At 72.1% G+C, this 14,632-nt stretch carries 11 protein-coding genes; 2 read left to right on the top strand and 9 right to left on the bottom strand.

Annotation, left to right across the window (positions count from 1 at the left end):
- Positions 1-5: 5 nt before the first annotated feature.
- On the bottom strand, positions 6-1,241 hold the full coding sequence (locus ACIHAD_RS31075; RefSeq protein WP_397358204.1) for an isochorismate synthase MenF: 1,236 nt from the start codon (positions 1,239-1,241) through the stop codon (positions 6-8).
- Positions 1,242-1,458: 217 nt separating this feature from the next.
- Here ACIHAD_RS31075 and ACIHAD_RS31070 point away from each other — a divergent pair, with 217 nt between their 5' ends.
- The gene (locus tag ACIHAD_RS31070; RefSeq protein ID WP_397358203.1) at positions 1,459-2,289 is read left to right on the top strand and encodes an SGNH/GDSL hydrolase family protein; all 831 of its coding nucleotides are present in this window, start codon (positions 1,459-1,461) and stop codon (positions 2,287-2,289) included.
- On the opposite strand, the gene ACIHAD_RS31065 is transcribed toward ACIHAD_RS31070, so the two are convergent.
- The 5 genes from ACIHAD_RS31065 to ACIHAD_RS31045 form a co-directional block, all read right to left on the bottom strand.
- Positions 2,286-2,999, bottom strand: a complete 714-nt coding sequence (locus tag ACIHAD_RS31065) for an HNH endonuclease family protein (protein ID WP_397358202.1) — start codon at positions 2,997-2,999, stop codon at positions 2,286-2,288. The genes ACIHAD_RS31070 and ACIHAD_RS31065 overlap by 4 nt on opposite strands.
- Before the next feature lie 265 nt (positions 3,000-3,264).
- Positions 3,265-4,581, bottom strand: coding sequence for a glycosyltransferase family 4 protein (locus tag ACIHAD_RS31060; protein WP_397358201.1), 1,317 nt, complete (start codon positions 4,579-4,581; stop codon positions 3,265-3,267).
- 135 nt (positions 4,582-4,716) lie between these two features.
- On the bottom strand, positions 4,717-7,827 hold the full coding sequence (locus ACIHAD_RS31055; protein ID WP_397358200.1) for a S41 family peptidase: 3,111 nt from the start codon (positions 7,825-7,827) through the stop codon (positions 4,717-4,719).
- 274 nt (positions 7,828-8,101) lie between these two features.
- Positions 8,102-10,159, bottom strand: coding sequence for a GTP-binding protein (locus tag ACIHAD_RS31050; protein ID WP_397358199.1), 2,058 nt, complete (start codon positions 10,157-10,159; stop codon positions 8,102-8,104).
- Between the two features lie 149 nt (positions 10,160-10,308).
- Entirely contained in the window at positions 10,309-11,343 is a 1,035-nt protein-coding gene (locus ACIHAD_RS31045; protein ID WP_397358198.1) for an Rv2578c family radical SAM protein, read from the bottom strand.
- Positions 11,344-11,476: 133 nt separating this feature from the next.
- Between ACIHAD_RS31045 and ACIHAD_RS31040 the strand changes: the two genes are divergently transcribed.
- On the top strand, positions 11,477-11,755 hold the full coding sequence (locus ACIHAD_RS31040) for a DUF3040 domain-containing protein (protein WP_357710281.1): 279 nt from the start codon (positions 11,477-11,479) through the stop codon (positions 11,753-11,755).
- A 55-nt stretch (positions 11,756-11,810) separates the two neighbouring features.
- On the opposite strand, the gene ACIHAD_RS31035 is transcribed toward ACIHAD_RS31040, so the two are convergent.
- From ACIHAD_RS31035 to ACIHAD_RS31025, 3 genes are all read right to left on the bottom strand, one after another.
- Positions 11,811-12,278, bottom strand: coding sequence for an OsmC family protein (locus ACIHAD_RS31035; protein ID WP_397358197.1), 468 nt, complete (start codon positions 12,276-12,278; stop codon positions 11,811-11,813).
- Entirely contained in the window at positions 12,275-12,919 is a 645-nt protein-coding gene (locus ACIHAD_RS31030) for a GntR family transcriptional regulator (protein WP_397358196.1), read from the bottom strand. Before ACIHAD_RS31030 ends, ACIHAD_RS31035 begins: the two co-directional genes overlap by 4 nt.
- A gap of 77 nt (positions 12,920-12,996) precedes the next feature.
- Positions 12,997-14,571 carry a penicillin-binding transpeptidase domain-containing protein gene (locus ACIHAD_RS31025; protein ID WP_397358194.1) on the bottom strand — a complete coding sequence of 525 codons (1,575 nt, stop codon included), beginning with the start codon at positions 14,569-14,571 and terminating at the stop codon, positions 12,997-12,999.
- Positions 14,572-14,632 lie beyond the last annotated feature (61 nt).

The following is a 14,632-nucleotide window of genomic DNA, read 5'->3' as shown; positions in this document are numbered from 1 at the left end:
GCCGGTCAGCCCTCCAGCGCGTACTGCATGACGCGGAACTTGGCCTGGGCCTCGGCCAGCTCGGCGGCCGGGTCGGAGTCGCCCATGATGCCGCCGCCGGCGAACAGCCGGGCGCGGTTGCCCTCGATCAGCCCCGAGCGCAGGGCGATGCCCCATTCGCCGTCGCCGTGGGCGTCGATCCAGCCGACCGGGCCCGCGTAGCCGGCGCGGTCCATGCCCTCCAGCTCGCGGATGACCTTGATGGCGGTGTCGGTGGGGGTGCCGCCGACGGCGGCGGTGGGGTGCATGGCGGCCACCACGTCGAGGACGGACGCGCCGTCGGCCAGCCGCCCGGTGACGTGGCTGGCCAGGTGCTGGACGTTGGGCAGCACGAGGAGCTCGGGCTCGTCGGGGGTGTCGAGCGAGGCGCAGAGCGGGGCGAGGGTCTGGCGCACGGAGGCGATGGCGCACTCGTGCTCGTGGCGGTCCTTCTGGGAGGCGAACAGCGCGGCGCCGCGGGCGACGTCGTCGGCCGGGCCGGTGCCGCGGGCGGTGGTGCCGGCCAGGACGAGGGACTCGATCTCCTGCCCGGTGCGGCGGATGAGCAGCTCGGGGGTGGCGCCGACGAGGCCGGCCACGGAGAAGGTGTAGCACTCGGGGTAGCGCCGGGCCAGCCGGGTCAGCAGCAGGCGCACGTCGATGGGGTGCTCGGCGGTGGCGAGCAGGTCGCGGGCGAGGACGACCTTCTCCAGCTCGCCGTCGCGGATGCGGCGGGCGGCCCGGGCGACGACGTGCTCCCATTGGGGCGCGGTGAGGCTGCCGTCGCCGTAGCTGATGCGGCCGGGCTCGCGGATGGGGCTGAACGTCTCCAGCGGGGCCTCGCCGACGGTGGTGAGCCAGGCTCGGCCGCCGCGGCGGGCCAGGACGGCCCGGGGGACGACGAGCACCGACCCGGGGACGTCCTCGTCGAAGGTGAAGCTGCCGAAGGCCACGGGGCCGGAGCCGGAGCCGGGGGCGCGTCCGGCGTCGTCGGCGGGCGCGTCGCCGAGGACGGTGCGCAGCCACTCGCGGGCCCAGGCGAAGCGGCCGGGGCCCGGCGGCACGGCGACGCGGGCGGCCTGACCCCATCCCACCAGGCCCTCGCCGTTCCTGATCCAGGCGTAGGGCGCCGTCTTCGGGAGGGATGCCAGCAGGTCACCGGGGTCGCCGACGGGGGTGGTGCGAACCGGTAGCGGGCGGGTTGTTCCGAGCGCGACACTCACTCAACACACTCTATGCGGGAACTGAACACGTTCGACTCGGACCCCCGTGAATGCGGTGTTACTACCCGCCAACCAGGAAAAAACCGGATCTTGACCTGTGATGTGGGCAACCTGGTCGCGTACGGACTGTCAAGCGGTGATAGGAAGACGGTCCTGAAATGGCAGACCTCGCCTGAAGGTCATGGTGCCGTCTTGATCGACTCCCTACCTTGGGGCCATGATCGGTCGTCTGTCCCCTGTCGTCACCGCCGTCCTCGTCCTGGCAGCTTCAGGGCCCGCGCAGGCCGTCGCCGCAGCTCAGCCCGTCCCCGAGACGATGGCGGCGCTGGGCGACTCGATCTCCACGGGCTTCAACTCCTGCGGCTGGTACGTCTCCTGCGCGGCCCGTTCCTGGGCGGCCGGCGACAACGCGGAGGTGGGCAGCCACTACCTCCGGCTGCGGCGGCTGGATGGAACGCTCCACCGCGAGAACTTCGCCGTGCCGGGTTCGACGAGCGCCGATCTGCTCGGCCAGGTGAATCGGGCGATCGAGGCGAAGGCCGATTATGTGACGATCCTCATAGGAGCCCAGGACGCGTGCAAGCGCACCGAGCGGGAGATGACGCCGGTCGCGCTTTACCGTCAGCGGATGGACGCCGCGCTGTCCGCGCTGCGCGCCGGCATGCCGCAGGCCAGGGTGTTCATCGCCAGCGTTCCCGACCTGCGGCGGCTGTGGCAGGTCGGCAAGGACAACCCGCTGGCCCGTACGTTCTGGACCATCGGGAAGGTCTGCCAGACCATGCTGGCCGACCCGGCCTCGACGAAGCGGGCCGACGTCGAGCGCCGGGCCCGGGTGCGGGCGCGGGTGATGGCCTACAACCGGGAGGCGGCGCAGGCGTGCGAGGCCATGGGGCCCTCCTGCGACACCGACGAGGGCGCGATCTTCTCCTTCCCGTTCACGCTCGGCCACGTCAGCAAGTGGGACTTCTTCCACCCCAACCTCGCCGGGCAGAAGGCGCTGGCCGAGCAGACGTTCGAGCACGGGTTCACCTGGGAGGACCCGCGCTAGCGGCACTGCGCGAGCATGGCGTCCTTGTCGGCCCTGGTCACGGGCAGGTCGTACTTGAGCGCGACCTGGGCGAAGCGGGTGACGTACGCGCAGCGGACGCTGCGCTGGGGAGGCAGCCAGCCGGCCGGGCCCGAGGCGTCCTTCTCCTCGTTGGCGCGGCCGTCGACGGGTAACAGGTTGAGCGGGTCGTTGGCGAAGTCGAGCCGTTTCGACATCGGCCAGCGCGGCGCGCCCATGCGCCAGCCGTAGTTGAGCGGCACGACGTGGTCCACCTGCACCTCGTCGGCCTGTGTCTTGTGCCAGGAGATGAGCCGGCCGGTGTAGGGGTCGGTCAGGTCCATGGCGACGACCTCGCAGCTCGACCCGGGCCGGTACTCGACGCCGGTGCCGTCGCGGGCGAGCAGGTCGTCGCGGGTGCGGCAGCCGTTGCGGGCGTAGGGGACGCCGGTGGCGGTGTCGGCCCAGTTCTCGCCGTACCGGCTGCGGGCGTAGCCGGTGTTGGGGCCGCGGCCCTTGACGCGTAAGCGGGCGATGAGGGTGCGCGCTCTCGCCTTGTCGTCGTGGGTGGAGACGGGGGCGAGGCCGGGCAGCGTGCCGCTGGCGTTGCTCAGGGGGCTGGCGGCGGTGGCGGCGGGGCTTTTGGCGGTGCCGACGAAGGAGACGACGATGATCGCCCCGGCGAGCAAGGCGATGACGTCCTTCGTGCTCAAGGAGCCCTCCGTGGTTCCCGTGGGCGAAGTTGTCTAGAGAATTCCCGGCATTCCTGGATTTGACACGGGAAGGCTTCCCTGACTGATCGTCCCCGCGGTGTCGCCTCACCGCTTCCCGGCGTCCCACCTCGCCCGCACTCCCCGTCCCTGCTACGGGAACACGTTGCCGATCGCCGGCGCGGTCGCCCGGATCTCCAGCCCGTGGGGTGGTCCCTCGCGGGGACGTCCCGGGCCGGTGGAGTTCACGGCCCGGGATGACGCCCCTCTAGGTCAGGGGTTCGGCGGCCGCGGTGGCCTCGGCGGGCTCGGGAGCGGGCCGGGGCGGGCGGACGTACGTGCCGTTGCGGCGGGCCACCAGTTCGGCCAGCAGTTCGTCCCACTTCTGGCCCACGGCGTCCACGTCGTAGGTCCGCGCCGTCTCCAGGGCCCCCGCCGCCAGTGACCGGCGCAGCGTCTCGTCCTCGATGACCCGGATGACGGAGGACGCCAGGTTGGCGTTGGTACGGGGCTTGACCAGCAGCCCGTCCACCTCGTCGGTGATCATCTCCTTGGGCCCGTGCGGGCTGTTGAAGCTGACGATGGCCAGCCCCTTGGCCATGGCCTCCAGGATCGTCATCGGGAAGCCCTCGTGCCGCGAGCTGAGCACGAAGATCGACGCCTTCTCCAGCTCGGCCCCCACGTCGCTGGTCGGGCCCGGCAGCTCGACCTTGCCCTCAAGCCCGGCCTCGACGATCTGCGCGGCCAGGTTCTCCTGCTGCGGCCCGGCGCCGAAGATGCGCAGCTTCCAGTCCGGATGCGCGGCGGCGACGGTCTCCCACGCGGTGATCAGCCGGTGGAAGCCCTTGAGCCGGGTCATCCGCCCCACGGCGACGACGACCTTGGCGTCGAGCGTGGACAGCCCGCCGGTCATCGGCGGGACGGCGTTGGGGATGCGCGCCAGCTTCTTCGGCTTCTTCGGCAGCGCGCTGCGGTAGTCGCGCAGGTCGGCCTTGGTGAGGGTGACCAGCGCGTCCATGCGGCGGTACCGCCACTTGATCAGCTTCTGCATCGGCTCGGCCTGGGTGCGCAGGGCCACGTGCTCCTGCCCGATGGTGATCACGCCCGGCTGCGCTAACTGCGCCATGGCCAGGTTGAGCCCGGGACGGGTGGCCATGAGCACGCCGCTGTCGAGCGAGCGGATGTAGCGGGCCAGCTTGTAGTCGGTCCACAGGGTGAAACGGTGGTAGGCCGTCTCCTCCGGAGGCATCAGCTTGCTGGGGAACTTCGACAACATCGCGCGCAGCGGGTCGGCGCTCGGCTTGAGCCGGTCGTCGAGGAACCGGAAGCGCACCCGCTGATCGATCGGGAAGAACGGCTCCTCGGCCTCCTTCAGGATGCTGACGATCTCGACGTCGTGCTTGTCGGCCAGGTAGCCGGCCAGGTTGAACACCGTCCTGATCGTGCCGCCCATGCCGTTGGCGTGCAGGAGCAGGATCCGGATGCGGTCGGTCGACGGGGGTGGCGCGTTGCGTGCCTTGCGGCGGTTGTACCCCCGGTACAACCGGACCATCGCCGACTTCCCCCTGCGTGCCAGTGCGCGCACCTGGACGATCCCCCTTGTGCTCGGTTGCAAGTCGCGAACGCGCGGGACCGGTCGTCAGGCCGCGCGCGGGCGGAGTGCACATGTCATCCCCTGTGCGCTTTCCCCGCCTATGATCTTTAGACGCCGGACAGGTTCCTAAGGTTGCATACCCGGCCGATGCGACGGATCCGGCGTATGTGGCAAATGTTCGGCAAGGAGACTCAGGGCGACGTCGATGGCCCTTTCGAGCTGCGTGTCCACGCCCCTGGCGTAGTCCTGCGGGGTGATGTCCACCTCGATGTCGGGATCGGTGCCGTAGTTCTCCACCTGCCAGCCGACGTCGTCGAAGGCGAAGGAGAACTCCGGCTGCGTGGTGACGGTCCCGTCGGCGAGCCGGTGGCGCGGCCAGATGCCGATCACCCCGCCCCAGGTGCGCCTGCCGACCAGCGGGCCCAGCTTGAGCAGCTTGAAGGTGTGGCTGAAGATGTCGCCGTCCGAGCCCGCCCACTCGTTGGTGATGGCCACCAGCGGCCCGCGCGGCGACTCCGGCGGGTACGGCTCCGGATCCCCCCACCGCGGGTAGTCGTAGCCGAGCCGCCGCCTGGCCAGCTTCTCCAGCAGCAGCGCCGAGACGTGGCCGCCGCCGTTGAAGCGCACGTCCACGATGAGGGCGTGCCGGTCGTACTCGGCCAGGAAGCCCCGGTGGAACTCGCCGAACCCCTCGGTGCCCATGTCCGGGACGTGCAGATAGCCGACCCGGCCGCCGGAACGCTCGTGGCACTCGGCCCGGTTGAGGTTGACCCAGTCGCGGTAGCGGGCCGGCTGCTCGTCGGCCAGCGCGCGCACGGTCACGGTGAAGACCCGCTCCTCGCGCCGCAGGGTCAGCTCGACCTCCTCGCCCGCCTGGTTGACCAGCCGCTCGTTCGGGGTGGCCGCGCGGCCGATGGGCGCGCCGTTGATGGCCAGCACCGCGTCCCCCGGCCGTACGTCGAGCCCCAGCCGGTTCAGCGGCGAGGTGGCCTCCGGGTCCCACACGTCGCCGGTGACGATCGCGTGGACGTGGTAGACGCCGTCGCGGAAGTCCCAGTCGACGCCCAGCTTGCCCTGGCTGTAGTCGGGCCCGGGGCGGTACTCGCCGCCGCTCTCGTAGGCGTGGCTGGTGGCCAGCTCGCCGTGCAGCTCCCACAGCAGGTCGGAGAACTCGCCCCGGGTGGTGACCCGGTCCACCAGCGGCTCGTAGCGCCGGTAGACGGCCGGCCAGTCGACGCCGGCCATGTCCTCGGTCCAGAAGTTCTCCCGCTGCAGCCGCCACGCCTCGCGGAACATCTGCCGCCACTCCGACTCCGGCGCCACCGACACCTTGATGCGCGTCAGGTCGATCCAGCCGCTCTCGCGTCCCGGCGGGTCGTCGTCGTGCTCGGGCACCTCGCCGGCCTTGACCACGCGCAGCCGGCTGCCGGCCCGGTACAGCAGCGTCTTGTGGTCGCGGCCCAGCTCGAACGCGCTGACCCCGTCGGCGAACGTCTCGTTCCTGCCCTTGGCGAAGTCGTACAGGTGCAGGGTGTTCTCGCCCTCCAGCGGGCTGGTCAGCAGCAGCGCCTTGCCCTTGAGCCCGGCCACGCCCTCGTAGCGGCCCTCCGGCAGCGGGAAGGCGGTGACACGGCCGGCCAGCCCGTCCAGGTCCACCCGGACGGCCTCCACCGGCTCGTCCTCCTCCTCGTCCTTGCCGTTGAGCGGGCGCCGTCCGGGCACGAACGGGTCGGGCGCGTCGGCCCGCAGCGCGATCGCGTACGGCCGGGTGCCCAGCGGGAAGCCCAGGTCGAACTGCAACTGGTCGTAGACGGGCGAGAAGACCCGCTGGCCGATGAAGTACAGGTAGCGGCCCTGCGGGTCGAAGGCCGGCATCGAGTCCTTGAGCACCGGCTCGGAGGCGGTCACCGTCCGGCCGGTCTCCGGGTGGTGCAGCTTGATCGCGGTGGTCTGGGCGTTGAGCGGCCCGGCGTAGGCCAGCCACTGCCCGTCGTGCGACCAGGCCGGGTCCTCGGGCGGCCCGTGCGGGTTGCGTTCCACCAGGGTGGCCGCGCCGGTGGCCAGGTCCAGCAGGTGCAGCTCGTGGCGGTGGTTGACCACGGCCACGCGGTCGTGCGCGGGGTCGGGGACCAGCTCGTTGATCCGGCCCAGCCTGGCCACCTCGACGCCGCAGCCGCCCTCGTGGCCCTCCAGGATGACCAGCGTCTCCTCGTCGCACTCGCCGCTGGCCGCGGCGATCAGCCGTACGCCGTCGTTGAGCCAGGTCAGGAAGCGGTAGCGGACGCCGTCCGGCTCGCCGTGCTGGCTGACCGGGCCCTCCCAGTCGGCCATCGCGTACGCCTTGCCGCGCGAGGTGATCGCCAGCGCGCTGCCGTCCGGGCTGAGGGTCGCGCTGTCGAGGTACTCCTCGGCGTCGACGAACCGGCGGTTGCGCTGCGTCCTGGAGCTGGCCAGCCGCACCTCCAGCCGCCTGGGCCCCTCGCCCGGCTCCAGCAGGTACAGGTCGGCGCCGGCGTGGTAGACCAGCCGGTGGCCGTCGCTCGACAGGTTGCGCGCGTAGTAGTCGTCGTGGTGGGTGTGCTTGCGCAGGTCCTGGCCGTCCGGCAGGCACGAGTAGACGTTCCCGACCCCCTCGTGGTCGGACAGGAAGCAGATCCGCCGCTCGCTCCAGCAGGGCGAGGCCAGGTTCCCCGGCAGCCGGATCAGCCGCCTGAACTCGCCGCCGCCGTCGGTGTCGATCCACAGGTCGCCGACCGTGCCGCCGCGGTAGCGCTTCCACCGCGCGGGGTCGGCGGTGTTGCGGCCGAGCACGATCATCCCGTCGGGGCCGTGGGCGATCGAGTTCGCCGGTCCGTACGGCAGCCGCTGCGGCACCCCGCCCGGCGCCACCCGGTGCAGCCATTTGCGCCCGGCGAACGGCTGGGACTGGTCGCTGGCGTAGAGGATGCGGCCCTCGTGGTCCCAGCCGGTGACCGTGCAGCGGGCGCCGTGGAAGGTGACCCGGCGGGCGGCGCCGCCGACGGCCGGCATCACGTACACCTCCTCGGGGCCCTCCTCGCGGCCGACGAAGGCGATCTGGTCGCCGCGCGGGGAGATGCGCGGGTAGCCGGCCTCGGCCGCGCCCGCGGTCAGGCGGAAGGCGCGGCCGCCCTGGGCCGAGACCATCCACAGGTCGTCCTCGGCGGCGAAGACCACCACGTCCTGAAAGACAGTGGGAAAGCGGAGATAGGCCGACATGTGCGCAGCTCCTCCTCCACCGGACAGCCGGGGGCCGCCGGCCCCCGGCTGCGCGATTCACCTCACGGGGGTCATCCCTCGTCGGTCCTTCTCGTTTCCTTCTTGGTCTCCTTGGCCTGCCGGCTGGTCTTGATGGCCTGTTTCTTGGCCTTGCCCGACTTGGTGGCAGGTTTCTTCTTCGTGTCAGCCATCGATTTCCCCCTGAAACGGTTGCGCCCGATTGGCACACTATGGCGGTTAAATACCCATCTATCCCCGATAACCGACATTTCGCCTATCGTGTGCTAATCGGGCGATCGCCGGACGGCCGCGACCACCACACGCCCTCGCCGTGCGACAGGCCCGGCAGCCGCCGCTCGGCCTCGTGCACCGCCGCCGCCGGGATCTCGCCTTCGAGCACCCACGTCTCGGCCCGCCTGCCGGTGCCGTCCAGGGCCGCGCCCAGCCCGGCCAGGGCGGCCGACACGGTGGCGAAGGCGTCGGCGGGCACCTCCAGCTCGAAGCGGTGGCACGGCTCGTACACCCTGGTCCCCGCCCTGCGCAGGGCCTCGGTGAGGACGGCCCGCGCCTGCCCGCGGAAGTCGCCCGCCACCGTGATCGGGGAGGCGTACCCGGTCGCGGTCAGCGTGACCAGCACGTCGGTGACCGGCCACCCCCGCGGCCCCGCGCCCAGGGTGCGCCGCACGCTCTCCTCGATCGCCCGGTGGAAGGCCAGTGGCAGCGAGCCCAGGTCCACCTCCAGCCGGTAGAGCACGCCGCAGCCCGGCGCGGCCGGCTCGACACGCAGGCCCACGGTCGCCATGAACGCGCCCCCGGCCTGGCGCATCTCCTCCCTGGCCGCGCCGGTGCCCGACGGGCGTTCGAAGTAGACCGGGCGGCTGGGCTCGAACTCGGCCTCGACGCCGAAGTCCCTGGCCAGGGTCTCGCCGATGACCTCCTTCTGGACCTCGCCGTACAGCAGGACCGACGTCTCGCCGCCGGCCAGCGTCCGGGTGCCGATCAGGGGATCCTGCTCGGCCAGCGCGACGAGCGCGGCGTGCAGGCGCGGCTCCTGGCCGGGGATCCGGGGGCGTACGACGGTCTCCAGGCTGGGCGGGGTGAAGTGGGCCTGCCCCTCCGGGCCCGGCTCGCCCAGCCGGTCGCCGACCCGGATCTCCGGCACCCCGCGGACCGTGGCGATGTCGCCCGCCACCGCCACCCGCGCCCCTGACCCCACCACGGCCACCCCGCTCGGCCGCCCCTCGTACGCGTGGACGCCCCCGCCGGGCTCCCGGCGCAGGAACGTCACCCGCTCCCGCGCCCGCAGCTCCCCGCCGCGCAGCCGCAGATAGGCCACCTTCTCCCCGGCCCGCCCCCGCTCCACCGCGAACACCGCGCCCGTCGTGGTCGTCGTGGTGCGGTCGGCGGCTTCGTCCGAGCCGGCCGGCGGCTGGGGGACCGCGGGCAGCAGCCGGATCGCCCCCAGCAACTCGGCCACCCCCTGGCCGGTGATCGCCGACCCGAACGACACGGGATGCGCCTCACCCGCCGCGCACTGCGCCGCGAGCGCCCCGCGCACCCGCCCCGCCCCCGGAACCACCCCGTCGACCAGCAGCTCCAGCAGCCCGTCATCCCCCTCTGCCAGAACCTCGGCAGCCTCGGCCTCGCGCGCCTCGACGTCGCGCGCCTCGGCCTTGCGCCCTTCGGCCTCGCCGTTCTCGGCCGCCTCCGCCTTGCCGGTCTCCGCCTCGACGGGCCCATCGGCCCGCACCACCTCCTCCGAGCCGCCGCCCGCCGCCCCCGGGCAGGGCACCCCCCCGAAGGCAGGCGGAGCGAAGGCGAAGGGACGGGTGGCGGCGCCCGGCCCGCCGATGCCGCGAACCGTGTTCAACGGGACCGCCCGCGGCGACAACCATCGTCGGATCTCGGCGAGCACCCCCGCCTCCCGGGCCCCCACCCGGTCGATCTTGTTCACGAAGATCAGCGTGGGCAGCCGCAACCGCCGCAGCGTCTTCATCAGGACCCGCGTGTGCGGCTGCACGCCCTCCACGGCCGACAGCACCAGGACGGCGCCGTCGAGCACGCCGAGCGCGCGTTCGACCTCGGCCACGAAGTCGGCGTGGCCGGGGGTGTCCACGAGGTTGACCCGCAGGTCGCCCATGGTGAACGAGGCGACGGCCGATCGGATGGTGATGCCGCGGCGGCGTTCGATCTCGCCGCTGTCGGTCTGCGTGCTGCCGTCGTCGACGCTGCCGAGGCGCTTGATGGCCCCGGTCTCGAACAGCAGCCGCTCAGTGAGGCTGGTCTTGCCCGCGTCCACGTGCGCGAGGATGCCGATGTTCAGGATGTGCATGAGTGGTGGAGCCCTCGAGAACTCTCGTGCCAATGGGGGGCTGGAAGATCTCTGGGCGGCGCCGCATCTCATGCTCCTGAACGTCGTCCGGCAAGTGCCCGGTCATCCTGTCACCGAGGCGGACCGACCGGCCACCGATTTAAACCGGGTCACAATAGCCGAAGCTGCTCCGGCTCGGCGACCGCGGCGGCGATCGGGCGGGGCGGCACGCGGCGGGCCATGGCGGGGGTGGCCCTGCCGACGCCGTGACGTTCGGCCAGCTCCCTGACCTGGGCCACGACGCGGTCCTGGTAGGAGGCGGGGGCGTAGGCGCCGCGGCCGTACAGCTCCAGGTAGCGCGGCACCAGGCGCGGGTGCTCGCGCCCGAGCCAGCTCAGCCACCACTCGCGCGCGCCGGGCCGCAGGTGCAGGACGATCGGCGCGATGTGGGTCGCGCCGGCCTCGGCGATCTCCTTGACCGTGCGGTCGAGCTGGGCGGGGGAGTCGGTCAGGTACGGCAGGATCGGCGCCATCAGCACCCCGCACGCCACCCCGTTGTCGTTGAGCGTGGCGCACGCCTCCAGCCGCCGGCGCGGGTTGGGCGTGCCGGGCTCGACCTCGCGCCACACCGCCTCGTCGACGAAGCCGACCGACACGCTCGTGCTCACGTCGGTGACCTCGGCCGCCTCGGTGAGCAGGTCGAGGTCGCGCAGGATCAGCGTGCCCTTGGTGAGCACCGAGAACGGGTTCGCGGCGTCGCGCAGCGCGGCCAGGATGCCGCGCATCAGCCGGTAGCGGCCCTCGGCGCGCTGGTAGCAGTCGACGTTGGTGCCCATGGCCACGTGGTGGCCGCCCCAGCGGGCCGCGGCCAGCTCCTTGCGGGCCAGCTCCGCCGCGTTGACCTTGACGACGATCTTCGAGTCGAAGTCGGCCCCGGCGTCGAGGTCGAGGTATTCGTGCGTCTTGCGGGCGAAGCAGTAGACGCAGCGATGCCCGCAGCCGCGGTAGGGGTTGATCGTGTACTCGAACGGCACCCGGCTCGCCCCCGGCACCCGGTTGATGATCGACCGGGCCTGCACCTCGTAGAAGGTCATCCCTCTGAACTCGGGCGTGTCGAACGTACGGGTGACCGCGCCGCGGGCGAACAACGGCACGGCCGGATCGGCCTGACCTGGCCCGGTCAGGCGCAAGTTGTCCCAGCGCATCCCATGATTAGAACAAAAGTTCGAGCGTGATCGCAAACCGAAAGAGGCGGTAATTAGGGGGTCATGCCATGGCTAATGATCTTCATGGTTGGGGAGGAACACGCCACAGAGCTTGCGTTCCGGAGGTGCGTCTATGGCCTGGTCGCAGGACGAGGAGCGAATGCTGGCCCAGATCGAGCAGCACCTCGTCGATGACGATCCACGTCTCGTCGCCCGGCTCGAGTCGTTCAACGAGCGGGCCCGTCGCGGCGAGGCGAGGGCGAAGGGGCAGCCGGGCAGCAGGAGGCCGCGCCGGTCGACGGTCATCATCGTGATCAGCTGGGTGCTCATCGCGACGCTGGTGGCCACCCTGCTGATCATGGTGCTCCAGCACGAGGCCGCCACCGCCGTGGCCCTGGCCGCCTCGCGCTGACCGCTCCCGGATCACGTCCGGATCACGTCCGGATCGCGTCCGGATCCGGTGACGCTCAGGCCGTGCGGACGGTCGGCTCGTGGCGTACCGGGAAGTTGACCGAGGCGGCGATGAAGCACGCCTTGTGGGCGTCCTCGTGCAGGCGGGCGGCGGTCTCGGCCATCTCCGGTGCGGCCACGGTCACCTCGGGGCGGAGCACGACCTCGGTGAAGTGGCCGCCGGCGCCGTTCTCGGCCATGGTGCCCGCCGCGCGGTCGGCGTACGCGGTGACCACGACGCCCGCGTCGGCGCACAGGTGCAGGTACCAGAGCATGTGGCACTGGGAGAGCGAGGCGACCAGCAGCTGCTCGGGGTTCCAGCGGGCCGGGTCGCCCCGGAAGGCGGGGTCGGAGCTGCCCGCGATGACCGGCGGGCCCTCGGCCGACAGGTCGTGGTCGCGGCCGTATATGCGGTAGTCGCTGGTGCCGGTGCCCTTGTTGCCGGTCCAGGTCACGGTGACGGCGTACGTGTGGTGGCGGGTCATAGGGGTTCGTCCTTGCTGTGGGTGACGGCACGGGTGTCGAACACGTGCTCGCGGGCGATGGCCGCCGCGTCCTGCGGCCGGGCCTCGGTGATCGCGGCGAGGAGCTGTTCGTGCTGGCCGGAGACGTGCGCCGGACGGGACGGCGGCGCCAGCGAGCGCAGCGTGGACACCTGGATCTGGTCCCACACGCGCTCCAGGGTGTGCAGCGCGATGACGTTGGCCGCCAGCTCGGCGATCCGCCGGTGGAAGCGGCGGTTGAGCCCGACGGCCTCGCCGAGGCGGCCCTGCGCGGTGGCGGCCGCCGTGGCGTCGGCCACGTCGCGCAGCGAGGCCAGGTCGGCGGGGGCGATGCGGCCCTCGCCCTGACGGACGGCGGCCAGCTCGGCCGTGAGCGCCTCCAGGGCCGCCCGCACCTGGTAGGCGTCCTCCAGCGCGGACGCCTCCAGGGCCACGACGACCACTCCGCGCCCGGCCGGGCGCACCAGCCCGTCGGCCGTCAGCGCCCGCAGCGCCTCGCGGACCGGAGTGCGGCTCATCTCCAGGGTCGCCGCGACCTCCATCTCGGTCAGCCGCGCCCCCGGCGGGTAGGTCCCGTCGAGGATCAGCTCCCGCAACCGGCTCCAGGCCACATCGCTCTGCACGGACGCGACTCTAGCGCTTTGCATACATTGCATGCAATGGATGGCCCTGTGAGCCCGTACGGTCGAGGCAGGAAGACTCAGAGGCCCTTGAGGAAGGTGGCCGCCACCGGGGCCGCGATCTTGCCGCCCGTGCCGCCGCCCTCCACGACCACGGCGAAGGCCACGTCGCCCTTGAAGCCCATGAACCAGGCGTGGGTGTCGAGCTTGTCGCCGGTGCCGAACTCGGCCGTGCCCGTCTTGCCGTGGGTGCCGGCGGGCAGGCCGCTGCCCCGGGCGGTGCCCTTGGAGACGACGGCCGCCATCATGCTGTGCAGTTGCTCCTTGACCCCCTTGGGCAGCGCCTCCTCGCCGGCCTTCTGCTTGAGCGAGGGCACCAGCGTGGGCGGACGCCAGGTGCCGTCGGCGATGGCCGCGGCCACCGAGGCCATCGACAGCGGGCTCGCGGTGATCCTGGCCTGGCCGAAGGACTCGGCGGCCAGCTCGGCGTCGGACTGGGCCCTCGGGAAGCTGGCCTTCGTGGCGGGCACGCCGATGTTGAGCGGCTGGTTGAAGCCGACGCCTTCTGCCGTCTTGAGCAGCTTGTCGGCGCCGAGCCGCTGTTCGGCCAGCGGCGCGAAGGTGGTGTTGCACGAGTGGGCGAAGGAGTCGAGGAACGACAGCGAGCCGAACTCCTCCTTCTCCGAGTTGCGGATCTTCAGCCCGCCCACGGTGGCGTACATCGGGCAGGTGACCTTGTCGCCGGGCGACATGCCGGCCGCCAGCAGGCCGATCGCGGTGACCGCCTTGAACGTCGAGCCCGGCGGGTAACGGCCGTCGAGGGCCCGGTTGAAGCCGCCCTGGTTGTTGACCACGGCCAGGATCTCGCCCGTGGAGGGCCGGATGGCGACCATGGAGGTGGGCTTGGGGACGTCCTTGACCGCGGCCACGGCGGCCGCCTGCGCCTGCGGGTCGAGCGAGGTCTCGACGGGCTTGCCGTCGGTGCCCTCGATCGTGGCGAGCGTCTTGCCGCCGAGCTGGATCTGTGTGGTGGGGGTGCCGGCCAGCCGCTTCTGGAACGTCTCCTGCAGGCCGCCGCGCCCGACGGCCTGCCCGGGCTTGTAGGAGGAGCCGAGCTTGGCGACGTCCTTCTTGGTGGCCTTGTCGAGGTAGCCGACGAGCTGCTGCACCGAGCCGCCGGACGTGCCGGCGTCGATGCGGCCGCCGTCGGCGTCGGTGATCCCGGCCCGTTGCGGCCAGTTCGTCTTGATGCCGAACGTCGCCCCCTGGGTCATCTGCGGGTGCAGCGCGGTGGGCCGCCAGTCGACCTTCCACGCGCGGTCGGCCACCACGAGGTCGATCTGCCCGTCGTAGGACCAGGAGCCGATGTTCTTCAGCGCCAGCGTCGCGGTGTAGGGGACCCGCGCCCGGCCGTCGCCCTCGACGATCTGCCCCAGCTTGACCGTGGCCGACTCGACGCCGAGCGCGGTGCGCTGCTGGTCGTAGGCGGTGAGCTGCTGCGGCGTGGCCAGCTCGGCGGTCATGGCGGTCTTGTCGCCCGCCTGCCAGGCGGCGGCGAAGCGCTGTGCCGTCTCGCCCGGTGTGCCCTTGGTGCGTAGCAGGTAGTAGGCGCCCCCGCCCGCGGCCCCCGCCACGAGCACGGCGGACACCGACACGATCGCGATGGTACGGCCCCGCGCCACTGGTCAGCCCCCTGGTCCTCGACGACAGGTGTCA

Source organism: Nonomuraea sp. NPDC052265, from assembly GCF_044547985.1.
Classification (GTDB): domain Bacteria; phylum Actinomycetota; class Actinomycetes; order Streptosporangiales; family Streptosporangiaceae; genus Nonomuraea.
Note: the sequence above shows the minus strand (reverse complement) of the source record. Positions and strands in the feature narration are given on the sequence as shown.

Coding starts and splice junctions, on each gene's coding strand:
- ACIHAD_RS31070 (WP_397358203.1), top strand. CDS start 1,459: ATGATCGGTCGTCTGTCCCCTGTCGTCACCGCCGTCCTCGTCCTGGCA.
- ACIHAD_RS31055 (WP_397358200.1), bottom strand. CDS start 7,827: ATGTCGGCCTATCTCCGCTTTCCCACTGTCTTTCAGGACGTGGTGGTC.
- ACIHAD_RS31050 (WP_397358199.1), bottom strand. CDS start 10,159: ATGCACATCCTGAACATCGGCATCCTCGCGCACGTGGACGCGGGCAAG.
- ACIHAD_RS31045 (WP_397358198.1), bottom strand. CDS start 11,343: ATGCGCTGGGACAACTTGCGCCTGACCGGGCCAGGTCAGGCCGATCCG.
- ACIHAD_RS31040 (WP_357710281.1), top strand. CDS start 11,477: ATGGCCTGGTCGCAGGACGAGGAGCGAATGCTGGCCCAGATCGAGCAG.
- ACIHAD_RS31035 (WP_397358197.1), bottom strand. CDS start 12,278: ATGACCCGCCACCACACGTACGCCGTCACCGTGACCTGGACCGGCAAC.